Here is an 18,713-nt window from a genome sequence, read left to right as displayed (position 1 = left end):
CTATAGCGATGGATGTGACATCGCTATAGTCTTTTTTGTATCTATTTATGGAAAGGTGTACTGCTTTGGTATATAATTAAATAATGTTATTGCAAAGGAGACGCATTATGAAGGACGAGCGATTTATAGTTACCTACCGAATTGAAGCCGACACATATGAAGACGCAAAGTCTATTGCTTGGGCTGTTCAAGTAGAACAAACGATTGAATTTCCTTATGAATTTGTAACTGATCCATATATTAAAAATACAATTACCGGTCGATTGGAATCTCTCGAACCGATGGCGCCAGATTCCGCACATGCAACTGTGGGAGTGATGCCGAATGTAGTGATTGATGCTTCTCGGTATTATCTAGCTCGCATTTCATATCATGTAGATACTACCGCATTAGAAGCAACGCAATTTTTAAATGTTGTATTTGGTAACTCATCGTTACAACCTCATATTTGGGTGGTAGACATAGAACTATGTCCTACATTATTTGACGTATTCAAAGGGCCACGATTTGGATTGCATGGTATTCGTAGATTGGTTGAAACGCCTACAAGACCGATGATTCAGGCTGTAATTAAACCTATGGGAACGCCTAATGAAGAACTAGCTCGCATGTGTGCAGCGTATACGCGTGGTGGCGTCGATGTTATCAAGGATGATCATGGCATTACGAACCAATCCTTTTCGCAGTTTAAGGATCGTGTAAGACGATGTGCTGCTGCGGTGCGTGAGATGAATGAAGCGCATGGAAAACACGCATTATATGCAGCTAATGTGTCTGGTGATGGCACAGATGTATTAGAACGCGCTTATTTCGCTAAAGAGGCGGGTGCTACGGCGCTTATGGTAGCCACAGGTTTAGTTGGCTCTGGTTGGTTACATAAATTAGCTACCGATGAAAAATTGCGCTTGCCGATTATTCACCACCCTGCCTATTCTGGTGGTTTTGTGAGCCCTGGTGTATCCGGTATTGCCGACTATTTACAGTTGGGATTCTTGCCTCGATTATTTGGCGCTGATATGATGGTTTTTGTATCTTATGGAGGGCGCTTTACCTTTACCCAAGAGCAATGTAAGCGTATTGCCGCGTATATTAAACATCCTGTAGGATTGGTGAAAGCAGGCTGTCCGGCTCCTGGTGGTGGCGTGACTGATGCGCGCCTTACAGAATTAGTCGAGTTGTACGGAAATGATACGATGTTCCTCGTTGGAGGCGATATGTTCCGTCGTGGACCAGATCTTGAGTCGAATATGGCGTATTTTGTTAATCGATTAGAAGAACTGTCACAATTGAAACAATAATAGTTGTGAAAGTTGGACTTTCACTAACGCAATCGTACGGTGATTGAAAGACTTTCACCAATAGAAATAATTAATTATATGGAGTAGTTTAATGAGTGAAACCTCACCTTTAGAGGTCCATGTTCTTGCCAGTGGTAGCAAGGGTAATTGTACAGTTATAAAAAAAGGAAATTCTGTAATATTACATGATGTGGGTATTAGTTGCCGGCGCATCGTTAATGGGCTGAAAGAATTACATATCGATATGAGCCAGATTGAGGGAATATTTATTAGCCACGAGCATACCGACCATATTGCGGGGCTACAACAACTATTAAAGCGTTTTGATATTCCTGTATATACTAAGCAAGGCACGTGGCGTGAAATCCAAGATAAGTTAATCGTTCCAAAACACCAACTGGTGGAATTGACAAAAGGTAGTTTGGAGCTTGGAAATCTTACGGTGGAACCCTTTAGTGTTAGTCATGATGCGGCAGATCCTATAGGTATCAATGTATATTCTGGCAAGGACAAGGCTACGGTTGTCACCGATACGGGAGTGATTACGGATACTATATTGCATCGATTAGATGACAGCACATTGCTAGTCTTGGAGGCTAACTATGATCCTCAGATGTTGCGCTTCGGCCCGTATCAACCATTTTTAAAGCAACGCGTAGCCAGTGATGAAGGTCATTTGAGCAATGAAATGGCGGCACAGGCCTTACTTATGATGAAACGACCTGATTTTATGCAGGTCATTTTGGCACATCGCTCTGAAAATAATAATAACCCTGTCCTCGTAACGCAGACGATTGGTCAAATGCTCGTCGATGGGGGCGTAAAAATTGGACCGGAAATGAAATTACAGCATGGCCAACCTAACGAAATAGTATCCATGCAGTCTGTTCATAAAAATTAGAGGTACATCTTGTATGAAGTTTCATGTAATCTGTATTGGTAAATTAAAAGAGGCTTACCTTCGTGAAGGTGTGGCCGAATTTGTAAAACGTATGCGCCCCTATGGAGGCGTTACAATTACTGAATTGAATGAAAGTAAAATAGGGGATAAGCCTAGTGATGCGGACCGTAAACAAGTAGTCGTAGAAGAGGGGCAACGGTTGTTAAAGGCCGTTCCTAAATCGGCATACACTGTATTGCTAGATGTATATGGTAAAACGATGTCTTCTGAAAATTTGGCCTCTATGGTATCTAAATTAGAGGTAGACGGCATCAGCGATATGGCCTTTATCATAGGCGGTGCCTTTGGCGTTAGTGATGAATTGCGCCGTTCTGTAAAATTTAAGTTATCCTTTAGCCCTATGACCTTTACTCACCAAATGGTTCGATTGTTATTAGTAGAACAGATTTACCGCAGTGCTAAGATAAATCGCAATGAACCATACCATTGGTGATATACTTAACTAAATATTATTTATATACAATTTTTGAAAAAGGAGTTTTCAACTCTAAGGTCGAATAGTATAATAAAGAGTAAAGTTATATGAAGGAGGAATTCCCTATGAAAATCCAAGACGTAATGAATAAATATCCTGTTACAGTTGGTAAAGATGCTCCTATTTCTGATGTAGCAGACTTATTAGTTAAATATAATTTAACAGCTGTTTCTGTAGTGGATGAAGAAAATAAATTGTTAGGTATTATTTCAGAAGGTGACTTGTTATACAAAAAGGTTCGCCCTCATGTACCTCATTATGTAAATGTTTTGGGCGCTAGTATCTATTACAATGGTATTGGCGAATATAATGCACAATTCAAAAAATTGTTAGCATCCCACGTATATGAATTGATGACTAGCGATGTTATTACTACAACACCAGATAAAGATGTAGAAGAAATCGTATCCGTTATGCTTGATCAACATTTGAAAAACGTCCCTGTTGTAGATAAAGAGTACCGTTTGATTGGCATTTTATCTCGTCGTGATATCATTAAATTGATTGCAAAAGATAACTAATTATTTACATATATGCAATACTAAACAGCCACTCCCTATGAGTGGCTGTTTCCTTATAATGCTAAGAATTGCATTGAATTTTCATTTATGATATTATAAGGAGTGCATAATATACTACAGAAATTTGGGCGTTTGCCCTTCAAGGAGGACATATTTTAATGAAAGCAACTGTAAATCCTGTTGATCAACACGTAGTAACTTTAACTATCGAAGTACCTGCAGCAGAAGTAGACAAAGGTATCAAACAAGCGGTAAAACGCATTGCAAACCAAGTGAACATTCCTGGCTTCCGTAAAGGCCACGCACCTCGTCGTGTATTGGAAATGAACTTTGGTAAAGAAGCTATCTTGGAAGAAGCATTTGACGTATTGGCTAGCCAAAACTATAGTGCTGCTCTTCGTGAAAACGATATCGTTCCTGTATCTGATCCAGAAACAGAACGCGTACAATTCGAAGAAGGTAAAGATTTAATCTTCAAAGTAACAGTAACAAAACGCCCAGAAGTTAAACTTGGCGATTACAAAGGCTTAGAAGCTACAAAACAAGACGCTACTGTAACTGATGAACAAATCGAAGAACAATTGAACAATATCCGTGAACAACAAGCTAAAATGGTTGTTGCTGAAGAAGGCGCTACAATTCAAAAAGACGACTTCGCAGTAATCGATTTCGCTGGTTCTGTTGACGGTAAACCATTTGATGGTGGCGAAGGTAAATCCTACCCATTACAAATTGGTTCCGGTAGCTTCATCCCAGGTTTCGAAGATCAATTGATCGGCGCAAAAGCTGGTGATGATGTAACTGTAAAAGTAACATTCCCAGAAGACTACTTCGTAGCTGAATTAGCTGGTAAAGAAGCAGAATTCAAAACTCATATCCATGATATTAAACGTAAAGAATTGCCTGAATTGAACGATGAATTCGCAAAAGAAGCAAGCTCTTACGAAACAATTGAAGAATTGAAAAACGATCTTCGCGCTAAAATGGAAGAAGAAGCATCCCGTCGTGCCATCGACACTTACAATGCTGATTTGATCCAAGCAGCTGTTAAAAATGCAACTGTAGATATTCCAGAAGTGATGATCAATGATCGCGTAGAACAAATGATTCAAGAATTGGCTATGAACATGGAAGGCCGTGGCTTGAAACTTGATGACTACTTGAAATTCTCCAATAAAACTATCGAAGATTTACGCACTGAATACAAAGATTCCGCAGCTGAAAATGTACGCGCTGATTTAGTATTGGATGCTATTGCAACTGCTGAAGGTATCGAAGTAACTCCAGATGATATGAATCGCGAAATCTTCATTATGGCTCAAAACTTTGGGGCAGATCCTAAAGAAGTTTGGGATATTATTGCAAAAGAAGGTCGTGTAGCTATGTTAGCAGGCTCTGTAGCTCGCAAAAAAGCAGCTCGATTCATCATCGATAATGCAAAAGGTGCAGAAGCAGCAGAATAATGCTTGCTCACTAGGTACATGAAAGGGTGATTATATGTATGTACCAATCGTAGTTGAACAAGGCGAACGTGGTGAACGTTCGTATGATATTTACTCTCGCTTATTAAAGGATCGCATTATCTTTTTAGGTGGACCTATTGATGATAATGTTGCAAATGCGGTGATTGCCCAAATGCTTTTCCTAGAAGCAGAGGATCCAGATAAAGATATTCATCTATATATTAATAGCCCAGGTGGTGTTGTAACTGCTGGTATGGCTATCTATGACACGATGCAATATATTAAACCAGATGTGTCTACCATTTGCGTAGGCTCTGCTGCAAGTATGGGGGCTGTATTATTGACAGCCGGTGCAAAGGGAAAACGCTTTGCATTGCCTCATGCGCGCGTTATGATTCACCAACCATTGGGTGGTGTACAAGGTCAAGCATCTGAAATCGAAATCCATGCCCGTGAAATTCTTCGTATGCGTGAAGAGTTAAATGGTATCCTAGCAGCTCGCAGTGGCCAAGATATTGAAGTGGTAGCACGTGATACTGATCGTGATAACTTCATGAGTGCCCAAGATGCCGTTGAATACGGTTTGATTGACGAGGTGTTAACTCGCGATACTCTAGAAAGCAAGTAATGGAGGCGCTCATTGGCAAAAGATAAAGATACTATGCGTTGTAGCTTTTGCGGACGCACAAGTGATGAAGTAAGAAAACTAGTGGCCGGTCCTAATGTGTACATCTGTGATGAATGCGTAGAAGTTTGTGAACGCATCATTGAAGATGAACTTGGTGACATCGGTACAGAAGACTTTAAATTAAAAGAATTGCCAACGCCAAAAGAAATTAAAGCTCATCTTGATCAATATGTCATTGGTCAAGATGATGCTAAAGTTTCCCTTGCGGTGGCAGTATATAATCACTACAAACGTCTACAAACAGATAATATGGTAGATGATGTAGAACTACAAAAGTCCAATGTTCTATTTATTGGACCTACAGGTAGTGGTAAAACATTATTGGCTCAAACATTGGCAAAAATGTTAGAGGTTCCATTTGCAATTGCAGATGCAACAAGCTTAACCGAGGCTGGCTATGTAGGGGAAGATGTAGAAAATATTCTATTAAAACTCATTCAAGCCGCCGATTATGATATTGAACGGGCTGAACGCGGTATTATTTACATCGATGAAATCGATAAGATTGCCCGTAAGTCTGAAAATCCTTCCATTACACGTGACGTGTCAGGGGAAGGTGTGCAACAAGCACTTTTAAAAATCTTAGAAGGTACCGTTGCTTCGGTGCCACCTCAAGGTGGTCGTAAGCATCCTAATCAAGAAATGTTACAAATCGATACTACTAATATTCTCTTTATTTGTGGTGGCGCATTTGATGGCATGGATAAGGTTATTACAAAACGTACCGCTAAGAAAACATTAGGTTTTGGTGCTGATGTACAACGTGCTGAAGAACGCGATGTATCTGCGATTCTCAAAGAGGTTGTACCTGAAGATTTATTGAAATTTGGTTTGATTCCTGAATTTATTGGTCGTTTGCCTGTTATGGTAACATTAGACCTATTAGATCGGGATGCATTGGTCCAAATTCTTACAAAACCGAAAAATGCATTGACTAAGCAATATGAAAAAATTCTATCCCTTGATGGTGTAGAATTAACATTTGAAGATGATGCATTAGAAGAAATCGCTGATGAAGCATTACAGCGTAAAACTGGTGCTCGTGGTTTGCGTGCCATTATTGAGAAGGTAATGAAGTATGTTATGTATGAAGTTCCATCTATGGATGATGTGGCAAAATGCATAGTTACCAGAGAAGCCGTAAAGGGCACAGGTGAACCTATACTCAAAAATGAGGCAGACAAAGACATCCAGCTGAAATCGTAATTCGAAGAAACTCATTTCTGTGTAGGAATGAGTTTCTTTTCATAATATAAATCCTTGGAGGACATATGAATTTACTCGAAGTAGGTATTCCTACCGTTCCCCTTAGAGGGATGGTTGTATATCCGAATATCGTGATTCACCTCGATATCGGTCGAGACAAATCCATCAAAGCGGTAGAAGCCGCAATGAACGAAGATCGCATTATGGCAGTAGTATCCCAAAAGGATGATTCTGTAGATGCACCTACCGTTCATGATTTAGCCCAAATGGGTACACTTGTAAAAATTAAACAAATGTTGCGCTTACCAGGTGGTATTGTTCGTGTTCTCGTTGAAGGTATTACTCGTATTCGTGTTATGAACATTACGAGCATGGATCCTTATTATGTAGGGGACTATGAACGTGTAGCATCCATTTTCGAAGATGATGTAGAACTTGAGGCGTATCGTCGTTTAGTACAGTCTAAATTCAATGAATGGGCTGATGAAGCTAAAACAATCACTGAAGAAGGCGTTACACGCGTTATGGAATTGCGTGACCCTTGTGAACTAGCCGATCAAGTAGCATTTATGCTGCCTGTTAATAATGCAAAACGACAAGAGTTACTAGAAGAATTATCTGTTGCAAGACGATTGAACATGATTGTAGGCATTCTTAATATGGAATTACAAATTTCTGATTTGGAGAATTCCATCAACAATCAAGTTCGTCAAGCTATGGAAAAAACACAAAAAGAATATTTCTTGCGTGAAAAAATTCGCGTCATTCATGATGAATTGGGTGATAAGGGCGACCCTGAGGAAGAAGCAGATGAATTAAGAGAACAATTAAAAGCTCTTAATTTGAGCGAAGAGGTTCACAATCGTATCGATAAAGAAATTTCTCGCTATAGCCGCATGCCACAAATGATGCCAGAAGCGACCATTCTTAGAAATTATCTTGACTGGGTGCTAAGTTTACCATGGAACGATGTTACCGATGATCGTCTAGATATCAATGAAGCAAAAGATATTTTAGAGGCTGATCATTATGGCTTAGAAAAGGTTAAGAAACGTATCTTAGAATTCTTGGCAGTTCGCAAATTGACAGGTAAAAATAGCGGTTCCATCCTTTGCTTAGTAGGACCTCCTGGTGTTGGTAAAACATCGTTAGCTTCATCTATTGCTAAAGCGATGAATCGTAAATTCGTACGCGCATCCTTAGGTGGTGTTCGCGATGAAGCTGAAATTCGTGGCCATCGTCGTACATACATTGGCGCATTGCCAGGTCGTATGATTCAGGGCATTAAAAATGCAGGTACACGTAATCCTGTATTCTTGCTTGATGAAATCGATAAATTGGCATCCGATTATAAAGGTGATCCATCTTCTGCATTATTAGAAGTGTTGGATCCGGAACAAAATAGTACATTTAGCGATCATTTTATTGAAATTCCATTTGATTTCTCCGATGTATTCTGGATTACTACGGCGAATGTGGCCTCTAATATTCCAGGCCCATTATTAGACCGTATGGAAATTATTGAGCTTTCAAGCTACATGGAAGATGAAAAATTAGAAATCGCTAAGCGCTATTTAGCACCTAAACAAATCGAAAAGAACGGTTTAAAAGATAATAAGATTAAACTATCTGATGCAGTGTTAAAGAAAATTGTATCCGAATATACTCGTGAAGCTGGCGTTCGTACCTTGGAAAAAACTATCGCTAAAGTATGCCGAAAAATGGCTTACCAAGTGGTAGAACAAGATATTGAAACTCCGAAGGTTTCCGTCAAGAATTTACACGAATACTTAGGCGCACCTATCTTTATCGATCAAGAACGTGAAAAGAAACCTCAAGTGGGCTATGTTAACGGACTTGCTTGGACCTCTGTAGGTGGTGTAGTATTACCTTGTGAAGCGACAACAATGGCAGGGACTGGCAAACTAGCACTAACCGGTAGCCTTGGTAAAGTAATGCAAGAATCCGGTCATGCTGCTATGAGCTATATTCGTCATAATGCAAAATCCTTGAAAATCGATGAAGAATTCTATAAAAAGTTAGACATTCACGTTCATCTTCCAGAAGGGGCAACACCAAAGGATGGTCCTTCAGCAGGGATTACGATGACATTAGCAATGGTATCTGCCTTGACGGGACGTAAGGTGCGCGCTGATCTCGCTATGACTGGTGAAATCACATTGCGTGGCCGCGTATTACCAATTGGCGGTCTTAAAGAGAAATTGTTGGCAGCATTGTTATACGGTGTGAAAGAGGTTTTAATTCCAAAAGGTAATGAAAAGGATATTCCTGAATTACCAGATAGTGTAAAAGAAGGTCTTATCATCACACCTGTTAAGACAATGGATGAAGTTTTAGCAAAGGCACTTGTATAATGCAAAAGAAGAAAAAATCCACAAAACATATGGGGCCAAAACCACAATATACAAGAAAAGAAATTAAGGGGCCTCGCATTATAGCAGCAAAATATAATACATCCTGTGTAAAAGCAGATCAATATCCTGAAGGGGATACGGTAGAAGTAGCCTTTTTAGGACGCTCTAATGTGGGCAAATCCTCATTGATTAATTCCTTATGTAATTATCGTGGCCTTGCTCTTGTGAGTGGACAGCCAGGGAAAACAAAGACGATAAACTATTTTGATATTGAATCAAAAGAGGATATTAGTGAAACTGAAGAACGTCGGTATCACTGGTTCTTAGTTGATTTGCCTGGATATGGTTTTGCAAAAACTAATAAAGATAATCGCAATATGTGGTCATCATTTATATCTGATTATATATTGCATTCTGAACGATTAATGTTATTATGCTTGCTTATCGATGGGCGTCATCCAGAGATGCCTATCGACAAAGTGGCGTTTGATTGGCTCGTTGAGGCCGGTGTGCCTCTTCAAATCGTGGTGACAAAGGTAGATAAGCTCAATGCTAAAGAGAAATCAATAAATTTAGCAAAAGTTAAAGCCATGTATCCAACTGATTCTCCACCGATTATGTATAGCTCACTGAAACATACGGGCCGTGAGTTATTGCAGCAACGAATTAATCAAGTACTAGTAGGGGAGGGAGCATGAGTAATTCAAACCAGTTAGAGATGATGGAACGCATCGCTCTTGATTTAGAGGGTGTTGAACGTGCTCTTGCGTCATCCTTTAACACAGGGTCTGAAGATTTTAATACACTGATTAGACCTTTATCCGAGGCCGGCGGTAAACGTTTGCGCGCGCAATTATGCTTGCTTATTGCCAATGCGGGTACATCGGTAGAGGCGGAACGTATTAAGATTGCAGAAGCTGTAGAAATGTTACACCTAGCGACGTTGATTCATGATGATGTCTTAGATCAAGCGGAAATACGTCGCGGTGAAGAGACAATTCATAAGCACAAAGGCAATAAGGTTGCCATTTTAAGTGGTGACTATTTATTTGCGAAGGCATTCCGTATCGTATCCGAAATGCCACATATGGAATATTTAAAGATCTTTTCTCATATCATCACCTGTCTTGTGGAAGGTGAATTTATGCAAATGGAAGATGTGTATCGCATTGACCAAGGCATAGATCGATATATGACAAAGACGCAAAAGAAAACAGCCGACTTTATGGAGGGCTGCATGGAACTAGGGGGTCTGTTAGGTGGCTGGTCTAGTGATGAAATTATGTACCTAAAACGATATGGTCATGCGTTGGGGATGGCGTTCCAGATTACCGATGATATTATGGATTATCGCGAAACCTCAGACACGACAGGCAAACCTGTGGGGAATGACCTTCGAGAGGGCTTGTTAACCTATCCATTGCTTAGTATCGTTAATGAAAGCAATCAGAATCAGTTGTTGCAAGATATTAAGAACCTTAATCATGGCGGTAATGAACAAGAGATTATCGATTATGTTATTGCTCAGGGTGGTATAGATAATACATTACGGGTCGCACAACAATATTGTGATGATGCGTTATCTGCATTACAATCTATACGTGATTTTGATGGCAAAGAGTTTTTAGTATTAGCTGTTCAAAACTTAGCAGATAGAAAGGTATAATATGGAGGCCTTCGAACCTAAAGATTTCGAATATCCCATAAAGAAACCTTCATTTGATAGCGTAGTTCGACAAAAGCGTCGGGAACAAGCACAAAAAGCAGAACAAGAGCAATATGCCGTGGTAAATACTGAACAGAAAGAGGATGCTCCAGAGCCGTTATATACGGAGATGGAACAAAAGATGATGGATGAAGCTGCCAATTTATCGTTGGTAGGTCATCTATCAGAGCTTCGTAGACGTATTATAATTATGGTTGTTGCTATTATCATAGGAACGGGCATTGCCTATTATTATGTAGACGTATTATTAGATATTTTATTAGCCCCTGCAGGCAAGTTATATTACATGCGTCCTACAGAAGCCTTCTTTACATATATGAAGGTATCCATCGTAGGCGGCATAATTTTGGCATCGCCTATCATACTGCATCAAATATGGCTCTTTGTGAAACCAGCATTGACAGTTCGCGAGAAACATCTATCAAACTGGATTTTACCAGTAGCCTTTTTGTTGTTTGTAACAGGTATTTTCTTTTCCTATATCTTAGTGTTGCCTGCTGCGGTTAAGTTCTTTATGGGCTTTGCCACCGATGAATTGCAACCGATGTTTTCCATTGGTCAATATATGGACTTTGTATTGGCCTTTGTACTACCGTTCGGCTTTATATTCGAACTGCCATTGGTCATTATCATTATGGGATATTTTAATTTAATTACATCCCAATTCTTAAAGAAGAAACGCAAAATATTTATTTTGCTTTCCTTTATTATAGGTGCAGTAATTTCACCTACACCGGATATGTTCTCACAAACCATGATTGCATTGCCGATGATATTATTATATGAAACTAGCCTCTTTGTGTTAGCTAAAGTGATGAAACGATAAGTACTTACTTTCAGGAGGAACGATGAAAACCTACGAAAATTTAACCACCTACAATCCTGGTGTAATCGAAAGTAAATGGTATTCCTATTGGGAAAACCAAGGTTACTTTCACGAAGAAGTAGACACTGACAAGGAACCATTTAGCATTGTATTACCGCCTCCAAATGTAACAGGTATGTTGCATATGGGGCATGCGCTAGATAATACATTACAAGATATCTTGATTCGTTTTAAACGTATGCAAGGTTACAATGTATTATGGATGCCTGGTACAGACCATGCTGGTATTGCTACACAAATCAAGGTAGAAGAAATGCTCGCTAAAGAAGAGGGCAAATCTCGCTATGATTTAGGTCGTGAAAAATTCGTAGAACGCGTTTGGAAATGGAAGAAAGAATATGGCGATACCATTGTTAAACAAATTCGCAGCTTAGGTGCATCCTGTGACTGGAGCCGTGAACGTTTTACATTGGATGAAGGATACTATCATGCAGTACGTGAAGTATTTGTAAGCCTTTATGAAAAAGGTTTGATCTATCGTGGTGAACGCATCATCAACTGGTGCCCTCGTTGTGCAACAGCGTTGTCTGATGTAGAGGTAGAACACGAAGATGAGCACGGTCATTTATGGCATATTAAATATCCTGTAAAAGGTGAAGAAGGTCGCTTTGTTATCGTTGCGACAACACGTCCTGAAACAATGTTCGGCGACGTAGCGGTAGCAGTAAATCCTGAAGACGACCGTTATAAAGATTTAATTGGTAAAACATTAATTTTGCCATTTGTTGATCGTGAAATTCCTGTTATTGCTGATGACTATGTAGATGCAAGCTTTGGTACAGGTTGTGTAAAAATTACACCAGCCCATGACCCTAACGACTTTGAAATGGGTCAACGTCACAACTTAGAATCCATCGTTGTTATGAACAATGATGCGACAATGAACGAAGGTGCTGGTAAATTTAACGGCATGACACGCGAAGAAGCGCGTAAACAAGTGGTAGCTGAGCTTGATGAATTAGGATTGCTAGAAAAAATCGAAGATCATGACCATGCGGTTGGCCATTGTTCCCGTTGTAAAACAATTATTGAACCAATGGTTTCTAAACAATGGTTCGTAGATATGAAACCTCTTGCAGAGCCAGCATTGAAGGTTGTAAAAGATGGTGAAGTTCAATTCGTTCCTGAACGTTTTACTAAAACATATGTAAATTGGCTCGAAAACATCCGCGACTGGACGATTTCTCGTCAATTATGGTGGGGTCATCGTATTCCAGCGTGGTATTGTGATGACTGTGGTGAAACGATTGTTAGCCGTGAAGACATTACAGAATGCCCTCATTGTCATGGACATGTAACACAAGATCCAGATGTGCTTGATACATGGTTTAGTTCTGGTTTATGGCCATTTGCTACCATGGGTTGGCCTAAAGATACAGCAGAGCTTAAACAATGGTATCCAACAAGTGTACTCGTAACTGGTTATGATATTATCTTCTTCTGGGTTGCTCGTATGATTTTCATGGCTCTTGAGTTTGAACATGAAATTCCATTCAAACATGTATTTATTCATGGTCTTGTACGTGATAGCCAAGGCCGCAAGATGAGTAAATCCTTAGGCAATGGTATTAATCCATTAGATGTAATCGGCGAATATGGTGCTGATGCATTGCGCTTTACACTTGTAACAGGTAATACACCGGGCAATGATATGCGTTTCTACATGGAACGTGTGGAAGCAAACCGCAACTTTGCAAATAAAATTTGGAATGCTTCTAAATTCGTTCTCATGAATTTGACGAATTATGATGAAAGTTTCGTTCCTACTGAGGCTGATTTAACATTGGCTGATAAATGGATTGTCGAAAAATACAATGAAACCGTAGCAAGTATTACTGCAAATCTTGATAAATTTGAGCTTGGTGAAGCGGCTAGCTCCGTATATGATTTCATTTGGAATACCTATTGCGACTGGTACATTGAACTTGCAAAACCTCGTTTGTATAGCGATGCTAATGAACGCGATCGTCGCACTGTACAATATTTGCTTGTAACAATCTTGCGTCATATGCTTGAATTGTTGCATCCATTTATGCCATTCGTTACAGAACATATTTGGCAACACTTGCCTCATGAAGGTGAAAGCATTGTGATTGCTAAATGGCCAGAAGCATTAGCTTTCACAAATCTTACAGAGGCTGCACGTCAAATGGAAATCATGATGGATGCTATTAAAGGTATTCGTAACATGCGCGCCGAAATGAATGTACCTTTGGGCAAAAAAGCCGAAGTTATTGTAGCACCGACTGATGTGTCTATTGCTGAGGCCGTTGCAGAGCATAGCGATTATTTCGTAACACTTGCATGGGCTGAAAAGGTAACTATTCTAGGTGCTGATGATCCAAAACCTGAAAATGCAACCGTAACTGTTGTAAATGGTATGGAAGTATATCTTCTCTTGAAGGATCTTATCGATGCAGATAAAGAAAAAGAACGTATCGAAAAAGAAAAAGGTCAAATGCAAAAAGAAATTGCACGATTAGAAGGTAAATTGAGCAATCAAGGTTTCCTTGCAAAAGCACCAGAAGCAGTTGTAGCAAAAGAAAAAGAAAAACTAGAAGAATATAAACAAAAACAACAAGCGTTGTTAGAACGTGAAGAATTCTTAAAAACCTTATAGGAGGTTTATATGACATACGAAGAAGCCTTAACGTATTTAGAAGATACCTCATCCTTTGGCATAAAACCGGGGTTAGAGCGTATTCGTGCATTATTGCAAGCGTTGGGGAATCCTGAACGAGATTATAAAATCATTCATGTTACGGGTACAAATGGTAAAGGTTCTGTAACAACCTATATTTCGTATGCTCTATTTACCAGTGGATTACGGGTGGGGCGATTTACATCGCCTCACCTTGAATCTTATACGGAGCGTATAGAAATTAATGATGTTCAAATTAGCAAAGACGCTTTTGGCAACTTGATCGATTGTGTTCGACAAGGCGTAGATAAGATCATTGCTGATGGGGTAGAGCCACCTACGCAATTTGAAATTCTAACGGCCGCAGCATTCCTATTCTTTAAAGAACAAGGTGTAGACTATGCTGTTGTAGAAGCTGGCTTGGGTGGATTACTGGATTCAACGAATGTTGTGACACCAGTGGTTTCCGTTATTACTAATGTTACCCTTGATCATCAAGCGTATTGTGGCAATACGGTTGAAGAGATTGCCAAGCATAAGGCGGGCATTATAAAAGAAGGTGTTCCTGTTGTAACGGCCGCTCAAGAAGGACCATTAAAGGTCATTGAAGAGACAGCTGAAGAACAACATGCTCCATTATATGTGTTTAACAAAAAGTTTGGTATCGATAGCCGTAGTGTAGTGCCTGGTGGGCAATTGATTACGGTCAGTGCTATTGGCGCACCGCCTGCTATGTTATTTACAACGATGGCTGGGATTCATCAATCTGTCAATTTGGCTTGTGCATTACAAGCTGTACGCCTAGTTATGGAACATGATGATACTATTAGTGAAGAAACAATGCGCGAAGGATTTGCCCGTGCCACTTGGGCTGGTCGTTTTGAGATTAAAAAAACGTTGGATCGGACATTTATATTTGATGGTGCCCACAATGCAGCCGGCGCAGAATCTTTCGGCATGACTTACCATGAATTATTTGGAGATACGCCAAAAACAATGGTGATGGCTATTTTGTCAGATAAGGATGAAATGGGGATTATTCATGAAGTTGTAAAACCAAAAGATACAGTCATTGCAGTGGCTGCACCAACACCACGTACAGAGGTGCCAGAGAAATTGGTAGAAACCGTTCGGCAATGTGTGAAAGGGGTAGTGGCACAGACAGAAGATTCTGTGAGCAGTGCTCTTGATTTAGCATTACAATCGACACAAGATGGAGATATCATTGTTGTGTGTGGATCGTTATATATTCTTGGCGAAGCTCGCGGTTGGTTACAGAACCGTATGAGCCACTAGGTAATCGTTATGGAACACTCATTATTTCCAACGGAAACAAAGTTGAAGTTTTATATTGAACGACTCATTTATGGTGTGGCTATTGCCATGCCTCTACAACCGATGGTAGGGGATGTGCTCTTGTGGTTGGCCGTTGGGCTTGCCATTGTCGATTTAATACGAAGTCGTAGTCTTAGCTTTCCTACGGGATGGCTATCGTGGACTGTTATGTTTTTCGTCCTTTGGACGGGCGTATCAGCTGCCCTTTCCGATAATGCGCAATGGGCTTTGACAAGTTGGTTTTATCAGATTGTGGCCGGTGGCGGTATTTATTATTTAGTACGTACCTATATTAGTACGCCAAAACAGTGGCGTTATTTTCTTCAATGTACATTGGGAACGGCGATTCTCGTTTGTTGCATAGGTGCTTATGAATATATTTTTATTCCTAATCATCATATAAAGGAATGGGTTGATGCCATCCAATTTCCAAAATTAATGCGACGCATGTCGTCAACATTGATGAATCCCAATCTGTTGGGCGCTTACTTGTTGATGATTCTAAGCGTTAGTATTAGCTATTTATTGGTTTACTGGAAGGGCTTATCCGATAAAATCTTATCGGAGGAATATAAGAAACAAATCTACATGATGATTCCCATAGCATTAATACTTTTTGTTACCATGCTATTAACATATTCACGTGGCATATGGATCAGTTTTGGTGCCATGATTATTTACTGGGGAATTTTTGTAGAACGTCGTTTATTATTATCCTTGTTAGCCATCCCCATCATTCTATATTTTTATGATGGAGAAATTGCTACTCGTCTTTGGTCTATATTCCAAGGTCATGATACATCGGCTGATTTACGATGGGCCTTGTGGGATAGCACGATGTACATTGTTCGTGAAAATCCTGTGTGGGGGATTGGGTGGAATACATTTTACTTAGTATATCCAGAATATAATTATTATATTCAAGGTCCTAATGTATTGATGTATCACGCTCATAATTTATACCTTAATATGTTGGCTGAAATAGGCATACCAGGACTTATCTCCTTTATAACTGTATTAATAGGTCATGTGGTTACCTCTATACGTCTAAAAGGTGATGTGTTCCGTAAGGCTGCCTCCATCGGTGTCGGTGCTTTAGCAGTTGGTGTTCTTGTGAGCGGTTTGTCCGATTTTGAATTATATAGTCACCAAGTAACGATTACATTCTGGTTATTGCTAGGATGGGTAGGTGCTTTTGTGAAAGTTCAACAAAATCAGACTAAAATCAATCATAATTAAAACGCATCGAAAAAAATCGAAATTGTTGTGTTATGTATAATACTAATTAAAATAAGAGTGAATTGAAGAGAATCTATATATTGTATAGAAATTCTTCGATTCACTCTTTTTTTACTATATATATGAAATTATAAAAATATATCTATAATTCCTGAGAGTTATAACGATGTGAATTTAATTTATCCTAAAAATGGAAAATCCATGACTTTTAGTCATAATGACCCATAAATATGTGACAAAAAATACATTTTATGCATATAAGTTGACAATGCGATTGTAAAAGCATACGATGACGTTGGTTTAAGGAACGGTTTAGACCAAGAGATTGATCAACTGTCGTTTAACAAGGTGATTTTAAGGAGATGGTACGATGATAGACATCAAAGATCGCATTAAGAATGCGGCCCTCCAAGGCAAAATTGTCACAGCTTATGAAGCAGCTCAAATGATTAACCACAATGATAAAGTTGGTATTTCCGGCTTTACTCCATCTGGTTATGCAAAAGCTGTACCATTGGCTTTGGCTGAACGAATGGAAAAAGAACCATTCAAAATTGATTTATGGACAGGTGCTTCCGTAGGTGATGAAGCCGACGGTGCATTAACACGTGCACATGGTATTAACCGTCGTTTCCCTTATCAAACAAATGGGGATACACGCAAAGCTTTAAATAGCGGCGACATCAAATACATTGATATGCACTTAAGTACAATGGCGCAAAATGTACGCTATGGTTTCTTTGGTGATTTAGATGTAGCTATCGTAGAAGTTTGTCAAATCAATGAAGATGGCTCTTTAGTACCTACAACATCTGTTGGTAACTCTCCAACATTTGTTAGCCAAGCTAAAAAAGTTATCGTAGAAGTAAACGTATCTCAACCATTATCTTTGGTTGGTATGCATGATATCTACGAACCACTTGATCCACCATATCGCAAACCAATTCCATTGGAACATGCTGGTGATCGTATTGGTACTGATGCAATTCCTTGTGACCCAGACAAAATCATTGCAGTAGTTCCTTGCGATGTTCCTGATACTACAAGACCTTTGGCACCTATCGATGATGATGCAAAAGCAATGAGTCAACACCTTATCAAATTCTTTGAACAAGAAATCGGTGAAGGTCGTTTACCTGAAAACTTGCTTCCATTGCAATCTGGCGTAGGTTCTGTAGCAAATGCAGTAATCAGCGGATTGGCTCAAGGCCCATTCAAAGATTTGTCCATTTATACAGAAGTAATCCAAGATGGTATGTTTGACTTAATCGATGCAGGTAAAGTAACTGTATGTTCCGGTACTGCATTAAGTCCTTCTCCAGATGGGTTGAAACGTTTCTATAATAACATCGATGAATATCGTAAAAAGATTATTCTTCGTCCACAAGAAATTTCCAACAACCCTGGTATTGCTCGCCGTATTGGTGTCATTGCCATGAATACCGCTATCGAATTTGATATTTTTGGCAATGTAAACTCTACTCATATTATGGGTAGCAAAATGATGAACGGTATTGGCGGATCTGGTGACTTTGCACGTAGTGCATATCTCACTATTTTCTGTACTAATTCCGTTGCAAAAGGTGGCGACATCAGTTCTATCGTTCCATATGTATCTCATGTGGATCACCCAGAACATGACACTATGATTTTCTGTACAGAACAAGGTGTTGCTGACTGCCGTGGTTTGAGCCCAGTGGAAAGAGCTCGTTTGATCATTGAAAAATGTGCTCACCCAGACTACAAACCAATGTTAACTGAATACCTCGAAAAAGCACTCGTTGCAACTAAAAATGCCCATACACCAATGTTGCTCGACGAAGCTCTTTCTTGGCATAAACGCTTCACAGAAACTGGAAGCATGAAAAAATAACCTGTTTTTTTAGGAGGATGATGAAA

Annotated in this window: 15 protein-coding genes; all 15 read left to right on the top strand. The window is 39.5% G+C overall.

All coding sequences use genetic code 11. The features are described from left to right. Positions 1-107: 107 nt before the first annotated feature. Positions 108-1,298, top strand: coding sequence for a RuBisCO large subunit C-terminal-like domain-containing protein (locus VAHSUH02_RS07360; RefSeq protein WP_005382552.1), 1,191 nt, complete (start codon positions 108-110; stop codon positions 1,296-1,298). A gap of 91 nt (positions 1,299-1,389) precedes the next feature. Continuing rightward, positions 1,390-2,199, top strand: a complete 810-nt coding sequence (locus tag VAHSUH02_RS07355) for an MBL fold metallo-hydrolase (RefSeq protein ID WP_005382554.1) — start codon at positions 1,390-1,392, stop codon at positions 2,197-2,199. A 13-nt stretch (positions 2,200-2,212) separates the two neighbouring features. Continuing rightward, a complete protein-coding gene (rlmH, locus tag VAHSUH02_RS07350) occupies positions 2,213-2,692 on the top strand; it encodes a 23S rRNA (pseudouridine(1915)-N(3))-methyltransferase RlmH (RefSeq protein WP_005377364.1) in 480 nt (159 codons plus the stop codon). A 107-nt stretch (positions 2,693-2,799) separates the two neighbouring features. After that, complete coding sequence (locus VAHSUH02_RS07345; protein WP_005377414.1) at positions 2,800-3,255, top strand: CBS domain-containing protein; 456 nt, start codon at positions 2,800-2,802, stop codon at positions 3,253-3,255. 158 nt (positions 3,256-3,413) lie between these two features. Continuing rightward, positions 3,414-4,718 carry a trigger factor gene (gene tig / locus VAHSUH02_RS07340; RefSeq protein WP_005377404.1) on the top strand — a complete coding sequence of 435 codons (1,305 nt, stop codon included), beginning with the start codon at positions 3,414-3,416 and terminating at the stop codon, positions 4,716-4,718. 34 nt (positions 4,719-4,752) lie between these two features. Then, on the top strand, positions 4,753-5,346 hold the full coding sequence (clpP, locus tag VAHSUH02_RS07335; RefSeq protein ID WP_005377316.1) for an ATP-dependent Clp endopeptidase proteolytic subunit ClpP: 594 nt from the start codon (positions 4,753-4,755) through the stop codon (positions 5,344-5,346). Positions 5,347-5,358: 12 nt separating this feature from the next. Continuing rightward, on the top strand, positions 5,359-6,612 hold the full coding sequence (clpX, locus tag VAHSUH02_RS07330; RefSeq protein WP_005380648.1) for an ATP-dependent protease ATP-binding subunit ClpX: 1,254 nt from the start codon (positions 5,359-5,361) through the stop codon (positions 6,610-6,612). A 65-nt stretch (positions 6,613-6,677) separates the two neighbouring features. Continuing rightward, positions 6,678-8,987, top strand: coding sequence for an endopeptidase La (gene lon, locus VAHSUH02_RS07325; protein WP_005380575.1), 2,310 nt, complete (start codon positions 6,678-6,680; stop codon positions 8,985-8,987). Then, complete coding sequence (yihA, locus tag VAHSUH02_RS07320) at positions 8,987-9,685, top strand: ribosome biogenesis GTP-binding protein YihA/YsxC (RefSeq protein WP_005382558.1); 699 nt, start codon at positions 8,987-8,989, stop codon at positions 9,683-9,685. The genes lon and yihA overlap by 1 nt, the downstream gene beginning before the upstream one ends. Beyond that, positions 9,682-10,653, top strand: coding sequence for a polyprenyl synthetase family protein (locus VAHSUH02_RS07315; RefSeq protein ID WP_005380584.1), 972 nt, complete (start codon positions 9,682-9,684; stop codon positions 10,651-10,653). The genes yihA and VAHSUH02_RS07315 overlap by 4 nt, the downstream gene beginning before the upstream one ends. A 1-nt stretch (position 10,654) precedes the next feature. After that, the gene (gene tatC, locus VAHSUH02_RS07310; protein WP_005382560.1) at positions 10,655-11,539 is read left to right on the top strand and encodes a twin-arginine translocase subunit TatC; all 885 of its coding nucleotides are present in this window, start codon (positions 10,655-10,657) and stop codon (positions 11,537-11,539) included. Positions 11,540-11,561: 22 nt separating this feature from the next. Beyond that, on the top strand, positions 11,562-14,219 hold the full coding sequence (locus tag VAHSUH02_RS07305; RefSeq protein ID WP_005382562.1) for a valine--tRNA ligase: 2,658 nt from the start codon (positions 11,562-11,564) through the stop codon (positions 14,217-14,219). 9 nt (positions 14,220-14,228) lie between these two features. Next, a complete protein-coding gene (locus tag VAHSUH02_RS07300; RefSeq protein WP_005380652.1) occupies positions 14,229-15,536 on the top strand; it encodes a bifunctional folylpolyglutamate synthase/dihydrofolate synthase in 1,308 nt (435 codons plus the stop codon). Positions 15,537-15,545: 9 nt separating this feature from the next. Further along, positions 15,546-16,814: an O-antigen ligase family protein gene (locus VAHSUH02_RS07295; protein WP_005382565.1), complete on the top strand. Its 1,269-nt coding sequence runs from the start codon at positions 15,546-15,548 to the stop codon at positions 16,812-16,814. Positions 16,815-17,184: 370 nt separating this feature from the next. Beyond that, a complete protein-coding gene (locus tag VAHSUH02_RS07290) occupies positions 17,185-18,687 on the top strand; it encodes an acetyl-CoA hydrolase/transferase family protein (protein WP_005382567.1) in 1,503 nt (500 codons plus the stop codon). Positions 18,688-18,713 lie beyond the last annotated feature (26 nt).

Origin of the sequence: Veillonella atypica KON (assembly GCF_002959915.1) — a bacterium.
In the GTDB taxonomy this organism is placed as follows: Bacteria; Bacillota; Negativicutes; order Veillonellales; family Veillonellaceae; genus Veillonella; species Veillonella atypica.
The sequence above is the reverse complement of the archived record's forward strand: the minus strand, read 5'-3'. Positions and strand labels throughout refer to the sequence as shown.

What these genes read in the sequence shown, in the direction of transcription:
- VAHSUH02_RS07360 (WP_005382552.1), top strand. Translation starts at nt 108, where the DNA reads ATGAAGGACGAGCGATTTATAGTTACCTACCGAATTGAAGCCGACACA.
- VAHSUH02_RS07355 (WP_005382554.1), top strand. Translation starts at nt 1,390, where the DNA reads ATGAGTGAAACCTCACCTTTAGAGGTCCATGTTCTTGCCAGTGGTAGC.
- rlmH (WP_005377364.1), top strand. Translation starts at nt 2,213, where the DNA reads ATGAAGTTTCATGTAATCTGTATTGGTAAATTAAAAGAGGCTTACCTT.
- VAHSUH02_RS07345 (WP_005377414.1), top strand. Translation starts at nt 2,800, where the DNA reads ATGAAAATCCAAGACGTAATGAATAAATATCCTGTTACAGTTGGTAAA.
- tig (WP_005377404.1), top strand. Translation starts at nt 3,414, where the DNA reads ATGAAAGCAACTGTAAATCCTGTTGATCAACACGTAGTAACTTTAACT.
- clpP (WP_005377316.1), top strand. Translation starts at nt 4,753, where the DNA reads ATGTATGTACCAATCGTAGTTGAACAAGGCGAACGTGGTGAACGTTCG.
- lon (WP_005380575.1), top strand. Translation starts at nt 6,678, where the DNA reads ATGAATTTACTCGAAGTAGGTATTCCTACCGTTCCCCTTAGAGGGATG.
- yihA (WP_005382558.1), top strand. Translation starts at nt 8,987, where the DNA reads ATGCAAAAGAAGAAAAAATCCACAAAACATATGGGGCCAAAACCACAA.
- VAHSUH02_RS07315 (WP_005380584.1), top strand. Translation starts at nt 9,682, where the DNA reads ATGAGTAATTCAAACCAGTTAGAGATGATGGAACGCATCGCTCTTGAT.
- tatC (WP_005382560.1), top strand. Translation starts at nt 10,655, where the DNA reads ATGGAGGCCTTCGAACCTAAAGATTTCGAATATCCCATAAAGAAACCT.
- VAHSUH02_RS07305 (WP_005382562.1), top strand. Translation starts at nt 11,562, where the DNA reads ATGAAAACCTACGAAAATTTAACCACCTACAATCCTGGTGTAATCGAA.
- VAHSUH02_RS07300 (WP_005380652.1), top strand. Translation starts at nt 14,229, where the DNA reads ATGACATACGAAGAAGCCTTAACGTATTTAGAAGATACCTCATCCTTT.
- VAHSUH02_RS07295 (WP_005382565.1), top strand. Translation starts at nt 15,546, where the DNA reads ATGGAACACTCATTATTTCCAACGGAAACAAAGTTGAAGTTTTATATT.
- VAHSUH02_RS07290 (WP_005382567.1), top strand. Translation starts at nt 17,185, where the DNA reads ATGATAGACATCAAAGATCGCATTAAGAATGCGGCCCTCCAAGGCAAA.